The organism is Bacteroides sp. AM07-18 (genome assembly GCF_003602695.1).
In the GTDB taxonomy this organism is placed as follows: domain Bacteria; phylum Bacteroidota; class Bacteroidia; order Bacteroidales; family Bacteroidaceae; genus Bacteroides; species Bacteroides uniformis.
Window position 1 is genome coordinate 210,157 of the sequence record NZ_QTLM01000003.1, and the last position, 17,443, is coordinate 227,599.

The following is a 17,443-nucleotide window of genomic DNA, read 5'->3' on the forward strand; positions in this document are numbered from 1 at the left end:
ATGACGGAACAATTCATAGGAAAGAAAAAGTTAAGCCTATCCTTATTAATCAAGATTGTAAAGGATACCGGACAAGGGTTTATTGATGATAGTGTCACTAGATTAAGCGGATCGTTAGCTTATGCGACACTATTTTCAATTATCCCCTTTCTTTCTCTTTTAGTTACTATTGGGGTAGCTTTGCATATGGATTTGGCTAATCAGTTGTATATTCAGTGGGAACCGATAGTGGGAGCGGAGGTAATTGGGGCACTTCGCTTAATTATAGAAAATGCAGAAAGAACGGACTCTTCCGCATCTGCAGCTATTGTTAGCCTGGGAATTTCTATATTTGGTGCTACTACCATTTTTGCAGAAATACAAAGTTCCTTAAATTCGATTTGGGGAATAAAGGCCGTGCCAAAGAAGAGTTGGCTGAAATATATTCAGAATCGGTTACTTTCATTCTCGATAATTTTGGTATTTGCTTTCGTGCTTCTGATAACATTTAGTATAACCAATATTATTGGAGACTTGAGCAATAAGTTTATGGCCAGCTATCCGGAAGTGGCAGGGTTTATTGTGAAAGTTGTGGGACAAATATTAAACATAGGTATTACAGTTATTATTTTTGTATTGATTTTTAAGGTTCTGCCTGATGCAAAAATAAAAAGTAAGGATGTTTTTATTGGAGCTGTAGTGACAACGCTATTATTGTTGGTAGGGCAATGGGGAATATCCTTTTACATCGGAATTGCGAATGTAGGAACTATCTATGGTGCAGCGGCATTCATGGTTGTTTTTATTACATGGATTTATTATTCTGCTATTATTGTCTACGCAGGTGCAGAGTTCACTAAAGCATGGGCTAATGAAATGGGAAGCAAAATTTTCCCAGATGAATATGCGGTAGCAACGAAAGTAGTTGAAGTACGTGAGGCTTGACAACTGGAGGCCCTTGTTTTGCATTCCAGTCAATAATGGTAATACCGCTATTTACGTATTTTTACCTTTACACGCTTATTTGATACGATTTCATTTTCTATCTTACGGGGTTCCGGCTGTATCGGTTTGTTTGTAAACTCTGGTACATTGTAAGAGTAAATCAGCCGGTCGTAATATTCCAGCGGTTTCTCCTGAGGCAACATGAAAGGTTTGCATACGCGGCCGTCCGGTTCTATGTATGCCAGATAGAGGCGGGTATATAGCCCGTCGTCACGTCGGCTGCTGAATATGAACCAGCGTGAGTTGCTGCTCCAGCTGTGGTAGCTTTCCGTATTGGTGCTGTTTGCTTCTTCAATGGCGTGCATGGTACCGTCCTGCAGGTTCAGCAGCCATAGGTCTGCTTCCTTGTGCCAGATGGAGAAGTTCCCATAGTCGGATAATGTGAACATGATGTATTTCCCGTCGTATGAAGGACGTGGAAAGGAAACGCTCTTTTTCAGGTCTTCTGCATTTATCAGCGTGTCTACCCGTTCACCGAACGTGCCGTTGTCCGGATTGAAGTCTATGCAGCAAAGGCTATAGCGTATCTCATCGTATTTCTCGGGCATCGGTTTACCCGCTGCCGAGCAGAAATACAGTTTCTTTCCATCTGCCGAGAATGCGGGGAAGGTTTCAAAAACTTCTTTTTTCTGCAGTAGGGGAGAAAGCAGCAGTTCGTGCGTTTCCGGTTGGTATACTAATATGTCCGAGGCCATGTCCATCACTTCGATGCGTTCAACCTTGGCTGTGTGGAAGGACTGTGTGGTCCGGTTTACCGAATAGGCTATGTATTTTCCTTCCGGATGCCAATAGGGATAGACACAAGCGGAGAGTGTGGAATCTGTCTTGGTATCCAGAAGTTCGCGGTTTCCCTCTATCTGCATGAGGGTTGCACCGTGCTGTCCGCGTATATGCAGACTTAGGTGACCGGGATTTGTCCGGTTGAAGGCATGGCAGTTCAGGCACATGCCCGGTACCATCGCATTTTCCAGCAAAACGCGTTCTTCAAAGGATGAAAGGTTCCGTTCGTAAATACCCATTTTGCTATATACTTCATATCCCGGAATGACTTTGCGGTATACCACTCCATAGTCTATGGGAGCGTCACTGACATACATGGAGAAAGGGCGGTACTGCTTCCATTTGTTTTCGTTCTTGACAGATACTGTAAACAACAGACTGTCTCCCTTGTTGGATTCCAGGAGTTTGTGCCATTCGTCCTCCGGAAAGGAGGCTGTCCGGGCATTTACGTGTATTTCTCCGAATTTGCTTCCCGTTACGATTACGTCTATGCGGTCGTGTTTTCCGCCGATGTAGTCGAAATTCATCGGAGCAATGGTGGCGGGTATTGTCACTCCTATGTAGTCGGGATAGATTTCCGGCCATTCTTCCGTCTTCTCCGGATTGTTTACCGGATGGCTGCAGGTTGTCAGCAACCATACCGATAGTATGCAAATCAAATGCTTCTTCATTCTTTATCCTATTTTTGAAATAACAGATAATGCCAGAATGTGCCGGTATACAGAGTTTGCAGTATTTGCCGCCCATTCGGTTGTGATGTGTAAATCCGCATGAAATCTTTGCAATCCTGCATTACTTGCGGAGACAGTTTCCAAGGTATGTCCCGGAAATCCTTGTGAGTCTGTCCCCATATATATGCCAGCGCTTCCTGGTAACTGCGCGGAATGGGTTCATGATTGATATTTGCGTCTGAAGGATAGTAATTCATGAAGCCTTTCAGGTCGCGTTTTTGCAGTGTATATGCCAGCAGGTATTCAAGAGCCGTTCGGTTCTGCGGGTTTTGTTCATACAAGCGTGCCAGCAGGATATCCGTTTCGTGGCTTCCGGACAGGAAGTTCTCTGTATACCGCATTTGTCTCAACCGTCCCCATTCCGGGTGTGCGTCGATTTTCTCTTCATTGTATAGATAGGTCATCGTGTTTTTTGCCCAGTCTTTATAAAACAGTGTCTTGCTTAAAATACGCAGGTATTTGGCCGCCACTTCATACTGTCCGTTAATCAGGTTTGTTTCGGCCAGCCGTTTGAGGCAGCGCCCGCTTTTGCGGAAGTTGGGAATGGCTTCCATGGCTTCGAAGGCAAAACGCTGTGCGTCGTTAATCATCCCCAGATGGTATAATACTTCGCCCGTATGAAGCGGAGTGACGAAGTTTCGCTGGAACTTGGCTATCAGGCCTTCCGTCCCATTCTGGTAGAACTCGAACATTCGGTTGCCCAGTTGTCCGGTCTTGCTCAGAGCCAGATTCAGGCAAGTTACGCTGAGCGGGGAAACCGGGGACTTGTTTTCCGCTTTTCCTATGATTTGGTTCCACTGCCGGTTTCTTGCCAATTGATTGTACTCCATTGCCTCTTCCTTATCAAAATTGCAGCTTGAAAGAATATAGGGATAACTTATTGCTACTAATGCCATGCTCTGTAAGGCTATATATAGAGATACATGCTTGTGCGTCCGGGGGAGCCGGGCCAGCAGATAGGGGAGCACGGTGAACAGAAGGATGATTGTCATTTCCATCCGGGGAATCACCGCAGGGAAACGGTAGTAGCCGAGAAATCCGCTTAGCTGGTAGATGGGGTTCTGCACTTGCATGCTTATCAATAGCGTGCAGGTGGCTTTCAATGCGAACATCCCTACCACGATTCCGATTCCTTGGAGGAATTTCCTTTTTTTGAAGCAGGTGTGCAGTTCGCTGATGATAATCCAGCCCATAAAGATGAGATGTGTTGCTCCCGCCATCCAAAGAAGGACAGGGAAACATACCAGCACGTACATCGCACGTTTCCATTTGGTGTGCAGGAAGGTGTAGAAATAGTTGGCAACCAATGTCATCAGCAGGGCCACCACAAACGACAACATGGCGTTTTCGTCACACATAAAGTGCCATACGGCTATTGCCGGTAGGAAACTCAACGGGTAATACACTTCCGGTGTTCCTTGTCTTTTTGCTAATTTCCATGTCAGGAGTTGCAGCCCTATGAACAAGAGTGCCAGCATAGTGGCACCCATCCACGTATGATAATAAAACTGCACCAGGAATTCGCTTATATAGTCGGCCATTCCGCCGGGGATGGCGATTCTTTCTTTCCAATATTCCATGTCGAACAAAAAAAGTTGGTATTGCTCGTGGTATTGGAGGTGGCCCGGATAGACTATCCTCCAGAACAGCCACACTGTTGTGCCCCAAAGGAGGGATAAGCCGGTTTTCCGGAGCTTCTGTGATAGTGGTTTCATATCAATGTATATTTGTTTTTTCACAAGCAGATTCCTCATTCTTGCTTGTTGATGGTGTTTTGATATTCTTTGGGCAGTTTGCCGAATTTGGCTTTGAAGCATTTGGCAAAGTAGGATGGGGCCATGAATCCTACGCGCAACATCACTTCGTTGATGCGCATGTTCTGGGCAAGCAGTTCGGCTGCCTGGTTGAGCCTGAAGTTCTTGATATAGATATTGGGAGCCATTCCGGTCAGCATTTTTAATTTCCGGTAGAAATTCGTGCGGCTCATATTCATGGCATCGGCCAGATTGTCTACGGAGAAACTTTCCTCGTCCAGATGTTTTGTAAGGGCAGTATCCACCTCTTTCATGAAGGTGATGTCGCATTCGGACTGAATATATTCCGATATAGGCGTTTCGTGTGTGGTTCCTGCCGAACGGAGCATCAGCTCGTGGAAGGCCAAACGCAATTTCAGCAGATTTTCTATCTGGTTGTGCAGTTGCTTGATGCTGAACGGCTTTTCCATATATACCTCCGCACCGTTCTCCATGCCTTCTGTCTTTGATTCCAGATTGGTCTTGGCTGTCAATAGGATGATGGGGATGTGTGAGTAAGTAAGGTTCGTCTTGATGTGGCGGCACATCTCTATACCGTCCATCTCGGGCATCATGACGTCGCTGACGATAACGTCTGTGGCATCATTCGTTTCAAGTTTTTCCAGCGCTTCCTTTCCGTTGCCGGCAGTATATACCTTATACCATTGTTCCAGTGCTTCCCGTATTTCATTCTGCAATTCGATGTTGTCTTCTACAATCAGCACGGTGTGGCGTTTGTTCTTTGTCTGGGGCAGGTCCGGTTCAAACCCTTCGCTTTCCGGATGGCTTTCCGTTTCCGGAAGTTTTTCCGTAGCTCTCTTCAGGGGTAGTGAGAGGATGAACGAACATCCGCTCGACGGCAGGTTCTCTACGGACAGAGTGCCTTGGTGGGATTCTGCCAGTGATTTGGAGAAAGCAAGTCCGATACCGGTTCCTGGCATTTGTTTTTTATCATCCGGTATTTGATAGAAGATTTGGAATATCTTTTCCTTTTGTCCTTCGGGAATCCGGGGACCGTCGTTGCTGACACAAATGACAATGTGCCCGTCAGATTCCTTCAGGCTCAGTTCAATCATTGATGCGGCATACTTCAGTGCATTGCTCATCAGGTTGACCATGATTTTACGGATGATGTCATTGTCAACTATGGCTTCCATTTCGGGTGCAGGTAGGCTGACGGAGAGCTCAAGGCCTTTGATGGATGCCGCATCTTTAAATTGTTCGGCGATGTCTTTTATGATTGCATTTATATCATGTCTTTTCAGGTCGAGCTTCATTTTTTTGTTCTCTATCTTTTGAAAATCAAGAAGCTGGTTGGTGATTTCGAGCAGATAGCTGACGTTTTTCTCAATCAGGGTGAGATGTTTGCCATGTTCCTCTATCTTCCCGTCGCGCAATTTCTCTAGTGGCAGGCATATCAGACTGAGTGGGGTACGTATTTCATGTACCAGATTGATGAAGAAACTTATCTTCTGTTTGTAGATTTCCTTGTCTTGTGTGATGCGGAAGTCTTCCATCATTTGATGGTACTTGCGTTTGACGTGCATCCTCCAGCGATAGGTGATATATCCGATGATGAAAAAGAGTGCCAGCGCATAAGTTATGTAGGCCGGTATGCTCAGCCACCACGGGGGAGTGATGATGATGCGCAGCGAAGCCGTCCGGTCGTTCCACAAGCCGTCATTATTGGCTCCTTTCACTTGGAATTCATATTCTCCGGGCGGCAGGTGAGTGTAGGACGCCGAGTGGCTGGAGGTATTGGCAATCCATTCTTTGTCGGCACCCTTCAGGCGGTATTTGTACTGGTTTTTAAGCGGCTCTTCATAGCTGAGGGCCACGAACCGTAGGGAAAAAGTGTTGTATTCGTACGGCAACCGTATTTCTTTCCGCATATAGAGTGCATTGCCAAAGTCGGTTTGTCCCTCCTTGTCGCTCATGTGGGGGAAGCCTATCTCCATGATGTATACGGGAGGAATATATGGATTGTTCTTAATGTCTTCGGGGGTCAGGATATTGAATCCGTTGATACCGCCGAAATAGAGTTTGTTGTCTGAAGAGAGCAGCGATGCCTTGGGCAGGAATTGATTGCTTTGCAGGCCATCGTTCATCGTGAACTGCCTGATATCTTTTCGGTTATCTTGGGGAATCTGGTAAATACCGTTATTGCTCGACACCCATAAATCTCCGTCGCGGTCTTGCCTGATGGCACATGCCATGTTGCCGGTCAGCGGTGTCCGGCTGCCGGGAAGAAGGGTTGAGAAATGTCCGGTTGCTTCGGAAAAACGGCATATGCCCGATTCATTGGTGCCGAACCACATCCGGTCGTCTTTGTCTTCGAACAGACTTGTGATGGAATTGCTGATAATGCTGTTGGTATTCTGATTTGTCTTTTTATAATGATTCCACACAGTGCTTTCCGCATTGAGGTTTATCATCTTGAAAACCCCGCTGTTTGAGGTGGCTATCCAGAGGTGTTGATGTGAATCTTCCAGAATGTCCGTTACCGCTGTCATTGCCCCCACTTGGATGATAGGCAGAAAATTGTCAGTTTCTGCACGGTATCGGCATAGGCCGATATTTGTGCCTACGTATATGGTTCCATCATGTCCTTGATACAGACTTAATACGTCGTTGCTGGGTATTGTATGTGGCGTTTGTTGTGAGTGGCGGTAGTTTTTCCATTTTCCGGTGTTCATGTTCAGTCTGTAGATGCCCTCTTTGTAAGTACCTATCCACAGATCTTCCTTGCTTGGCAGCAGGCAGCAGATGTCAGGCCGGTGTGGCGGCATGTTTTCAGGTCGGTATTCTTCGAGGTTCTTGCTGGCAGGGTCGAATATCCACAAGCCTTTATCGGTGCCCAGCCATATTTTCTTCTGATTGTCTTCATAGAAGGCTCTTATTTCAGTCCTTCCGGTTTCCGGTTGTGTGTTTGTGGTGGGAATGGTATAAAATTCAAAGCGTTTCAGCTGGTTGTTGATGATTTCCACTCCATTGTAGTTGGTCATTATCCAGAAGTTGCCCTCGTTGTCGCACATAAGGTCATTGATATGCGGTTGCTTGATGTTCAGGAAGCTGGTGGGCAGATTGATTTCTTCGAAGGTGCATTGTGGCAGTTGCAGGGCAAAAATTCCTTTGTCTGTTCCTATCAGCAGGCTTTTCTCTCTATACTTGATGAGGCAGAAGATGGTTCCGAACCGTTTTCCGTTTGTTTCATACACTTCGGTTTTTCCCAGCAGTTTCTGGTAGCAGTACAGCTTGCTGCCTTGGTTGAACCAGAGGTTGCCGCCGATACATTGCAGGAAGTTTATTCCGGTGCCTTCGGCAATTTCGGCCAAGGGGGTGTCGGCGGGTTTCCGGTTTCCGTCTTCATCATATATCATCAATCCTTTCTGGCGCGAAAGTACATAGACACGGCCGTCCTCGTCTTCGCAGATGTCGTTGATGAAGGAGTTCCATACGCAATCCTGTTTCATTGTGTTTGTTTGGGGATTGTAGATAAAGAGCCCTTGGCCTATGGTGGCTATCCACATGAGGCCGTTGTGTGTCTTGACTATTTTTCGTATTTCGCTGCTGATGATGACGCCGAATTGTGTGGTGATGTCGAAGTGTGAGAAATCATCCGAGGCATGGCGGTAGATATAGATGCCGTTTTCGGTTCCTACCCACAACTCTTGGTCTAGTTCTGCAAGTGTTTTTATGTGGCTGTTGCCCAAGGAGTGCTTATGGTTGCTGCTGCGGTATATCCGATTGTTGCAGCCGTCGTAGCGGTTCAGGCCGTTTTCCGTACCGATCCAGATGAAGCCGTAGCTGTCTTGCAGGCAACAAGTGGCGGTATTGTATGAAAGACCGTTTTCCACATTGAGCCTCCTTACCGATAATATTTCGGCAGCAGTGGCCGGATAACCGGATATTCCGATAAGAAAGCACAATATGAGAAACAGTCTTTTCATAGTGATGGCGAAAATAGAATTTATTTGAGAGAATTGCAAATTTCCAGGTTGATTTCCCTGATACGCTTTTCGTCCACTTTAATTACTTTACGGTCATACGTCATCAGGCCGTTCACTTCGATTTCTACGTCCGAGGTCTGTGTATATACCGCACCGGTGAAACCTTTCAGGGCGAGTTTCTTCAATTCTTGCGCATATTTCACGTATTCGTCGGTTACTTCTTTTGAGGTATTGAACCGGATATATCCCCAGTTGCGGTCGGCCTCCCATACGTGCCCTTTCACTACATAGCCTATACCGCCGTATTCTCCTATCACGTTGGCCCGTCGGGCATCATACAGAAACGGTTCGGGACCCGGATAGCTGTGTATGTCCAGCATGTCACCGCATGTATAATGGTTGCCACCGCTGGCAGCGTTCACCAGTCGGGTGCCGTCATATTGTTTGGTCAGGTTGGCTGTTTCTTCTGTTTTAAACTGTCCCCATCCCTCATTGAAGGGTACCCATACGCCGATGCAGGGGTAGGAGTAGAGGTAATCCATAATCTCTTTCCATTCCTTGAAGTAAATGGCTTCCGATTGCGGAGTGCGGGTCAGGTCGGCACCGGTGAAGTAGTCACGTTGGTTCCATTCGTGCATTTTGTCGCCGTTGGGCATGTCTTGCCATACGATGATGCCTATCCGGTCACAGTGTGCGTACCAGCGTGCGGGTTCCACTTTTACATGCTTGCGAATCATGTTGAAGCCGAAGTCTTTCGTCTTCTGTATGTCGTAAATCAGAGCCTCGTCCGTGGGGGCGGTATAGAGGCCGTCGGGCCACCAGCCCTGGTCCAGCGGGCCGAACTGGAACAGGTCGCGGTTGTTCAGTTGCATTCTCATCACACCGCTTGCGTCGCGCTTGGACGAGAACTTTCTCATGGCTGCATAGCTGTCCACCGCATCCGTTTCCGTGCTGTTTTGTTTCAGACGTACTTTGAGTGTATATAAGAAAGGTGTGTCGGGCGACCACAGCTTTACTTCTCCGGGTATGGTGATGTCTATGGCCTCCCCACGGATGGCTGCTCCCGAGGCTACAAGTTTGCCGTTGTCATATACTTCCGCTTCCAGACGGCATCCTTTTTTCCATTCGCCTTCACCGGTCCGGGCTTCAATCCGCAGCCGGTTGAGGTCGATGTCGGGTGTGATTTTCATGGAGGCTATATGGTTTTCGTTTACCGGTTCGAGCCACACAGTCTGCCAGATGCCTGAGACGGCTGTATACCAGATGCCTTGCGGGCGGTTGGCTTGTTTTCCTACGGGTTGCGGACCATTGTTGGTGGGGTCCCATACACGTACGGTCAGTTTGTTGCTTCCTTTTTGCAGTGCATCGGTGATGTCGAAGCAGAAAGGGGTATAACCGCCTTCGTGCTTGCCTACGCTGGTGTTGTTCACCCACACATGGGCTCTCCAGTCTACGGCACCGAAATGCAGCAGTACTCTTTTCCCTTTCCATCCGGCAGGTACTTCAAATTGCCGTGTATACCACAATTCCTGACTGTCTTCCAAGTGCACGCCTACTCCTGATAGCGATGATTCTACGGCGAAGGGCACCAATATCTCGCCGTCGTAGGTTTTCGGTTCTGCTTCTCCACACGGGCGGATGGCATAGTCCCACAGTCCGTTCAGGTTTTTCCATTCTTTTCGTTCCATCATCGGGCGCGGATATTCCGGCAGAACGTTGGCAGGGTCCAGTTTCTCTCCCCATTCCGTCTTTATTCTGTCGCCTGCCGGTTTCCATTGGGCGAGGGAGGGGGCTTGCAGGCCTAATGCCAAAGCACATGCTAACGCCAATTTTTTCATTCTCATAACAATCTGTTGTTTATAAATTATAGTTGTTTCCGTCTGTCGTGCGGAATTTGGGCAAAGGTGCTCCAATTCGTCTTTATGAAAGGATAAAAACTGACCAAAAAAGGCGAATTTTGTTTCAGCTGCTTTTTCTTAAGAATAAAATCCATTACTTTGCGACGGCTTTGGAAGATTTGGAGCCAAACGGAAATAGTCGCAGGATATTTCTGTTTGAGTATATATACCTTAAATTAAATGATTTCCGTATGATGAGAATCAAGTGTGCTTTTCTTTGTTTGCTTGTCGGGTGGTTCAGTTCCTGCCATTCGGGAAAGCGTTCTGAAAACGTGGACGGAGTAGACTCTTTGCAGTGCTATGTCAATCCTATTTCTACCGGTTTTCTGGGGTGTCATGTCTTGTTTCATCACGGTATGTATTATTGCATCCAGGGGTGGATGTCGGGTATATACCTGCGTGCGGCTGAGGATGCCACTTTGCTCAAGGAGAAAGAATTCAAGAATGTGTGGAGTTCTGCCGATCCTTCTGTCGGAAACATAGATGATGCCGAATTGCACTACATTGATTCCAAATGGTATGTTTATTTCACCGGGAATGACAATAACCTGGATAATCGTTGTATCTATGTGCTGGAGAATGATTCGCCCGATCCGCTGAAGGGTACGTTCAGGCTGAAAGGGCGCATTGACACCGATAAGGAGAATCATGTGGCCATGTTCTCTACGGTATTCCAGCAGGACGGCCGTTTGTATCTGGTGTGGTGCGGCTGGCCTTCCCGCAGGGTTTATGAAGAAAACCAGTGTATCTATATTGCCGAAATGGAGAATCCCTGGACTTTGTCTTCGGAGCGCGTGCTGATATCGAGGCCCGAATATGAGTGGGAGTGCCAGTGGGTAGGTATTGACGGCAACCGCACGGCTTATCCGATTTATGTGAATGAGTGTCCTCAGGTGTTCAGGTCGCTTCGTCAAGACAAGATTCTGCTCTATTATGCTGCCAGTGGCCGTTGGACCCCTTATTATTGTGAAGGCATGCTGATGGCCGATGCTTCTGCCGATTTGCTTGATTCCGCTTCATGGAAGAAGTGCCCGGTTCCGGTATTCAGCTCGAACACCGCCGATAAACTCTATGCTCCCAGCATCGTCTGTTTCATACCCTCGCCGGACGAGACGGAGTATTACTATCTGTATAAGGTGCGTAAGGACTTGGAAGATATGTTCATTTCTTTAGAGAAGTATGAAGTCTGTATGCAGAAGGTGGAGTGGGACAAAGACGGTATTCCGATACTGGGATGTCCGCAAAGGCAGGATACGCTGTTGCGCAAGCCGTCGGGGACGCCACATGCGAATGATGATTGAAATCGGCACGGAAGTTGCCTTATGGATGCGGAAATTCTCCTTTTTCGGTCGGAATTTCTTCTTTTTTCCATGGAAAATGCCCTTATTTTGCATCCGGCAGTTGCGTGTGCTTCTGCTGTGAGTATGAATCTTAAAAAAATATGGTATTGATGAAAAACATGGTATTGCTTTTGTGCATCTTGTTTCTCTGTTCATGGGCGGAAGCCGATGCGCAGGGTTTTCACCTCCAGCCCACTCCGCAGAAATATGTGGGAAGTGAGGATTCTGTTTTTATCCCTGCAAGATATAGTTTGCAGGTAGGAGCCACTTTGCGGGGAAGTGCGGCGGAGCAGTTGTTGGCCGGTCTTTTTCCGGATGCTGCGGTGACTGCCGATTTTTCCGTTTGTATCGGTATGAAGGGGGATAAGTCTGTGAGGAAGTATGCTGCACGTATCCCTAAACAGGCAGAGGGTTATTATCTGAAGATAGACAAGGAAGGTATTGTTGTTGCCGGTGCCGACCGTAGAGGGGTTTTTTACGGTGTGCAGACGCTGGTCCAACTGATTGCATTGCCCAAACTGCCGTTGGTGGAGGTGACGGATTATCCCGACGTACCCTACCGTGGTGTGGTGGAAGGTTTCTATGGCGTTCCCTGGAGCCGGGAAGCACGCTTGTCGCAGCTTGATTTCTATGGCCGCAACAAGATGAATATCTATATTTACGGTCCTAAGGACGACCCTTACCACAGTTCGCCCAACTGGCGCAAGCCCTATCCTGCTCAGGAAGCCGAACAGCTGAAAGAACTGGTGGAATGTGCGCGGCGGAACGAAGTGCTTTTCTATTGGGCTATCCATCCGGGAAAGGACATTCGCTGGAATACGGAAGACCGTGATTTGTTGATGGAAAAGTTCGAAAGCATGTATCGTTTGGGGATAAGGGCCTTTGCCGTTTTCTTTGATGATATTTCCGGCGAAGGGACATCGGCGGAGAAGCAGGTGGAGCTGTTGAATGATATTTATCATAACTTCGTCAAAGTGAAAGGGGATGTTGCTCCGTTGCTGATGTGTCCTACGGAGTACAACCGTCTGTGGACTAAGCTCGAGGGAGGTTATCTCGCGACGCTGGGCGGCAAGCTTCATCCGGACATAGGCATCTTGTGGACGGGCGATAAAGTGGTGGCTTGTATTGATAAGCCTACGATGCAGTTTGTCAATCCGCTGTTGAAGCGCAAAGCATTCATTTGGTGGAATTTCCCCGTGTCCGACTATGTGCGCGACCGCCTTTTGCTGGGGGCTGTCTATGGCAATGGGACAGATATCGATGACGATATAAGTGCTTTTATATCCAACCCTATGGAACATGCCGAGGCTTCAAAAATCGCCCTTTTCAGTATAGCCGATTATGCTTGGAACATGGATGCCTACAAGAGTGATGCATCGTGGAGAAGAGCTGTCCGGTACCTGATGCCCGGCCATGCCGCAGCTCTTCAGGTCTTTGCCTCACACAATTCCGACCTTGGCGGGAACGAACATGATTTCCGTCGTGAAGAGTCAGAACAGATTCGTCCTGCTTTGGAGCGGTTGCTGGATGCTTATTGCCGCGAAGGAAAGCGGGAGGTCGCCGCTGCATCGGCTGTAACCGAGGAATGCGAACGTATGATTGCTTCTGCCGACCTGCTGCTGGCTTCCGATGAAAATCCGGCATTAATCAAGGAAATAAGTCCTTGGCTGATACAGTTTAAGTTGCTGGGTGAATATGGAAGAGAAGTGCTGTGCATGTTGGCGGCACAGTGTGACGGCAAAAAGACGGAACTGGAGAAAGCCGCTTCTCATGCCAAGGCCCTCCAGGTATTGATGAAGAAAATAGACGCCACTTACAACCAGAACGGATTCCAGCCGGGTGTAAAGACCGGAAGCTGCCATCTGAAACCTGCTTTCGACCGGTTGTATCAGGAGGTGGTTCAACGTACCGGTAAATAGGGGGTGTCTTTTAATCCCGTTTTCGGATTGCTTTTTTAGTAAAATGCAAACGATAGCCTGCCTTTAAGTTTCGCAAGCCCGACTTCTTATGTTGACAAGGTATTCGTAGTCTGCTACGGAAGTGAGCTTGTGAAACTTGAGTAAACCAAATGGAATAAAAGCGTTTTTTTTATTCTTCACTTCCTTCACCTTTTCCTTCAATCCCTCTATTCATAGGCTTTTCCGGTGAAACCGGTTTAATTCTGTGTTCGCTCTCGCGTTTATGTTTCGGGAGTTGTCAATTGCCGGCGGCGAACTTCACTGTAACCGATTTGCAGCATCATTGCAAATTGGTTGCAGCGCTACTGAAAGTTAGTTGCAGCGCCACTGCAAAACTGTTGCAGCGTTACTGCAAGTATGGTTGCAGCGTCACTGCAAAACTATTGCAGCGTTACTGCAAGTATGGTTGCAGTGTTACTGCAAAACTATTGCAGAATTTTGCAGTAATTATCTGTTGATTTATACATAGTTATATTATAGTGAAACAGATTTGAACTGCAGATGTTTTTGGAGTTGTCGGGAATTGGAAGTGCGAAGAAAAGAGGTTTCATCGGGAAAGCGGCATAGGGTAAAACCGGTTTCACCGGAAAAGCTTGTGGATAGGCAGGTTGAGGGAAAAGGTGAAGGTGGTGAAGGATGAAAACAAACTGTTCAAAACGCATGAATGAGCGGATATTTGCCTTTTTTGAAGAGCAATTATCCTTTTTTAATCTTTTTTGCAGGTAAGTTTGCAGCGAAATTTTTTTAATTAATTCTTAAATACATTCGTATTATGAAAAAGCATGAAACGCTTTTGGTAAGCACAATCCTGAACGGAACATACCGTGGCCGCCGTTTTCTCCAGATGGTGGGGATGGTAGGTCTGTTTTCATTCGGTTCGGTTCAGGGCTTACACGCAGAAGCCGTAAATCCTTCAGCAGACGGGACGGAAGTGGTACAACAAAAGAAGAATGTGACCGGAGTGGTGAAAGACAAGACCGGTGAACCGGTCATTGGTGCCAACGTGATAGTGAAAGGCACTACGTCGGGTGTGATAACGGATATAGACGGACGCTTTACGATTTCTGCCGGAGCAGGGCAGGTGATAGAGGTGTCGTTTATCGGTTTCAAGACCTACGCTTTTCCGGTAGACTCGAAGTCGGAATATACCGTCGTTCTTCAGGACGATGCCGAGTTGCTGGAAGAAGTGGTGGTTGTGGGATATGGTTCACAATTGAAGCGCTCGGTGACGGGTGCCATCTCTTCCGTAAAGTCCGAGGAGCTTGAAGCGCCCAATGCGGTGAGTGCCGACAATCTGCTGCAAGGCAAGGTGGCCGGCCTTACCATTACGCAGAACTCTGCACAGCCCGGTTCGGGAATGAGTGTGAACATTCGTGGAAAACTTTCTCCCAACGGTTCTAACTCTCCGCTTTATGTCATTGACGGGGTAGTGATAAGCAGCACTGGAAACAAGGCTTCCAACGGAGGTCCCAACCAGCTGAGCTTGCGCGACGGTGCCGACCGAAGTCCGCTCGCTACGTTGAATCCCAATGACATCCTTTCCATCGATGTGATGAAGGATGCCAGTGCTGCCGCCATTTACGGTTCGTCTGCTGCCAACGGTGTGATTCTGATTACCACCAAGAAAGGACAGGCCGGAAAGCCCCGCATCTCTTACAATGGCTCTTTTTCAGTGCAGGGGCTGAGCAAATATTATGACGTACTCAATGCTCAGGAATACATGACCAACGTCAACCTTTCCAGAATGGAGCAGTTCCTCTATCGCGGCAACTACTTCCCTTACGGTACGGAACCGGCTCCCGCTTCGGGGTGGGCAGAGGCATTTACGGCCGAGGAAATACGCAATGCGCAGACTTACGACCATGTGGACGAGATTACGCGTACCGGACTTATCCATAATCACAATGTGGCTATCAATGCCGGTTCGGAGAAGTTCAGGCTTTATGCTTCGTTCAACTACTATGACCAGAATTCCATTCTGAAGGTCAGTGACATGAAACGTTTCAGCGGCCGTCTTAACTTTGAGGCCAACTTCAATAAGAACGTCAAGCTGAGCGTGGCAAGCATGTACTCCCATTTGTCGGCAAACAATCCGTCGGCGGGAGATGCGGGTACCCATTCGAATGCCAATGAGGCGGTGCAGACCAACGCTGCCATTTACTTCCCGTCGAACATGCCGCTATACGATGAAAACGGAAATACGACCACTTCCATCTCTCCGCTGACGCCTAATCCGGCCGTTTGGTTCCACATCAAGAACCAGACTGTGACAAAGCGCCTGATGTTCTCGCCCAATCTGGAAGTGAAATTCCTGCCGTGGCTCAAGGCAAACGTGCAGTTGAGCGTGGACAAGACAGACGAGAACCGCGAGATTTTCGGCTCATCTAAGGCTAAGTTGCCGGCACAGATAGAAAAGAACTACGGTGGTTTCTCCGATTCGTTCAACGACAACTACGGAATAGAAGAATACCTGACTTTCGACAAGGACATCGCCAAGAATCATCACCTGAATGCAGTGGTGGGTACGGGATACTACATCACCACTTCCAAGGCGCACAACGTGATGGGCTACAACTTTCCTACGGATGTGTACGAGAATAACAACATCGGCTCTACGGCCGACCTTGAAAGAAGCAATCTGGGCTCGTGGAAGACCTGGCGCAACAAGCTCTCTTTCTTCGGCCGTTTGAACTATACCTTCAAGAACCGCTATATACTGGGCGTTACGCTCCGTAACGACGGCTCTTCCGTATTTGCCGACAACCACAAGTGGGGATGGTTTCCCGGTGCTTCCGCTGCATGGATTATCTCTGAGGAGAAATTCATGAAAGACTTTAACGCTTTGAGCTTCCTGAAGTTGAGAGCCGGTTACGGTACATCCGGTAACGAAAGCATCCTGACCGGCGGTACTTATTCGCTGACTACGTATGGCAATGCCATTAACGGTGACTATTACTACTTCGGTGGAGTTTATCATAAGGGTATCATTCAGAAACAGCAAGGTAATCCGGATTTGAAGTGGGAAACGGACATTACCATAAATGCCGGACTCGACTTCGGTTTCTTCGATGACCGCTTGACCGGTAGTGTGGACTACTACGTGCGTACAGCCAAGGATTTGCTCAATTTCACTCCGCTTCCCGTGACCGGTATGGTGACGAATATTGCCAAGAATGTAGGTTCTACCCGAAGCCAAGGTATCGAGGTGTCATTGAAAGGTACCCTCATCGATAAGAAAGACTGGACGCTGACGGCGTATGCCAATGTGGCGCATAACCGTTCCAAGTGGGTGGAACGTAATCCGGAAGTGGCTATCAGCCCATGGCTGAAGGAAAAAGATGACCTTAGTCCGATTTACGGCTGGAAAACCAATGGGATTTTCCACTCTTTGGAAGAGGTGCAAGCCTATACTTCGAATGGCAAGGTGCTCCAGCCGGATGCCAAACCGGGTAATCTGAGGTATGTGGACGTAAACGGAGACGGCGTGATGGATGATAATGACATCGTGAAATTGGGTACGTGGGATCCGAAGGCCAATTTCGGTCTGGGTGCCAGCCTGCGCTTCAAAAACTGGATGCTGGATATTGACACGTATGGTGTATTGGGCAGAAAATCACACGATGCATGGCACTTCAGAGGCATCGGCGACGATAACACCAGTGTACGCGTAAAGGACAGATGGACTTCCTACAATCCTACCGGCTGGTATCCCGGTATTGCACAAGATGTGACGGGCGGAAACAATAAGACCGGCATGCACGACTTTACACTGAAGAACGTACATTTCTGGCGCTTCAAGGATATCAAGCTGACCTATATGCTGCCTGAGAAATTCCTGAAGAGAAATAAGATTGCTTCGGATGCTTCTGTATTCGTGGATTTGCAGAACACGCTGATGCTGACCAACTACGATGGTCTGGATCCGGAAATGGGAACCAACTTTGCACCGTTCCCCATTCCGTTTACAGTCGTATTGGGTGTTAACATTAATTTCTAAACTAAAAATACC

8 protein-coding genes are annotated in these 17,443 nt (G+C 47.8%); 4 read left to right on the forward strand and 4 right to left on the reverse strand.

What is annotated here, in order from left to right; genetic code table 11:
• Positions 1–924 (forward strand): YihY/virulence factor BrkB family protein, encoded by a 924-nt coding sequence (locus DW096_RS06795; protein ID WP_117867095.1) that lies wholly within the window; start codon positions 1–3, stop codon positions 922–924.
• A 47-nt stretch (positions 925–971) separates the two neighbouring features.
• On the opposite strand, the gene DW096_RS06800 is transcribed toward DW096_RS06795, so the two are convergent.
• Genes DW096_RS06800 through DW096_RS06815 form a run of 4 tightly spaced genes read right to left on the reverse strand, consistent with a single transcriptional unit; the run spans position 972 to position 10,076 of the window.
• Positions 972–2,435: a PD40 domain-containing protein gene (locus tag DW096_RS06800; RefSeq protein WP_016272761.1), complete on the reverse strand. Its 1,464-nt coding sequence runs from the start codon at positions 2,433–2,435 to the stop codon at positions 972–974.
• An 8-nt stretch (positions 2,436–2,443) separates the two neighbouring features.
• Positions 2,444–4,210, reverse strand: a complete 1,767-nt coding sequence (locus tag DW096_RS06805) for a DUF6057 family protein (RefSeq protein WP_117867102.1) — start codon at positions 4,208–4,210, stop codon at positions 2,444–2,446.
• Positions 4,211–4,245: 35 nt separating this feature from the next.
• The gene (locus DW096_RS06810) at positions 4,246–8,238 is read right to left on the reverse strand and encodes a hybrid sensor histidine kinase/response regulator transcription factor (RefSeq protein ID WP_016272759.1); all 3,993 of its coding nucleotides are present in this window, start codon (positions 8,236–8,238) and stop codon (positions 4,246–4,248) included.
• Positions 8,239–8,258: 20 nt separating this feature from the next.
• Positions 8,259–10,076, reverse strand: a complete 1,818-nt coding sequence (locus tag DW096_RS06815) for a glycoside hydrolase family 2 protein (RefSeq protein ID WP_035457718.1) — start codon at positions 10,074–10,076, stop codon at positions 8,259–8,261.
• Between the two features lie 251 nt (positions 10,077–10,327).
• Between DW096_RS06815 and DW096_RS06820 the strand changes: the two genes are divergently transcribed.
• From DW096_RS06820 to DW096_RS06835, 3 genes are all read left to right on the forward strand, one after another.
• Positions 10,328–11,437, forward strand: coding sequence for a glycoside hydrolase family 43 protein (locus DW096_RS06820; RefSeq protein WP_080782251.1), 1,110 nt, complete (start codon positions 10,328–10,330; stop codon positions 11,435–11,437).
• 149 nt (positions 11,438–11,586) lie between these two features.
• Positions 11,587–13,395 (forward strand): beta-N-acetylglucosaminidase domain-containing protein, encoded by a 1,809-nt coding sequence (locus tag DW096_RS06825; protein WP_117867103.1) that lies wholly within the window; start codon positions 11,587–11,589, stop codon positions 13,393–13,395.
• An 811-nt stretch (positions 13,396–14,206) separates the two neighbouring features.
• The gene (locus DW096_RS06835; RefSeq protein WP_117867096.1) at positions 14,207–17,431 is read left to right on the forward strand and encodes a TonB-dependent receptor; all 3,225 of its coding nucleotides are present in this window, start codon (positions 14,207–14,209) and stop codon (positions 17,429–17,431) included.
• The last annotated feature ends 12 nt before the right edge of the window (positions 17,432–17,443 follow it).

Coding starts and splice junctions, on each gene's coding strand:
- DW096_RS06795 (WP_117867095.1), top strand. CDS start 1: ATGACGGAACAATTCATAGGAAAGAAAAAGTTAAGCCTATCCTTATTA.
- DW096_RS06800 (WP_016272761.1), bottom strand. CDS start 2,435: ATGAAGAAGCATTTGATTTGCATACTATCGGTATGGTTGCTGACAACC.
- DW096_RS06805 (WP_117867102.1), bottom strand. CDS start 4,210: ATGAAACCACTATCACAGAAGCTCCGGAAAACCGGCTTATCCCTCCTT.
- DW096_RS06810 (WP_016272759.1), bottom strand. CDS start 8,238: ATGAAAAGACTGTTTCTCATATTGTGCTTTCTTATCGGAATATCCGGT.
- DW096_RS06815 (WP_035457718.1), bottom strand. CDS start 10,076: ATGAAAAAATTGGCGTTAGCATGTGCTTTGGCATTAGGCCTGCAAGCC.
- DW096_RS06820 (WP_080782251.1), top strand. CDS start 10,328: ATGATGAGAATCAAGTGTGCTTTTCTTTGTTTGCTTGTCGGGTGGTTC.
- DW096_RS06825 (WP_117867103.1), top strand. CDS start 11,587: ATGAAAAACATGGTATTGCTTTTGTGCATCTTGTTTCTCTGTTCATGG.
- DW096_RS06835 (WP_117867096.1), top strand. CDS start 14,207: ATGAAAAAGCATGAAACGCTTTTGGTAAGCACAATCCTGAACGGAACA.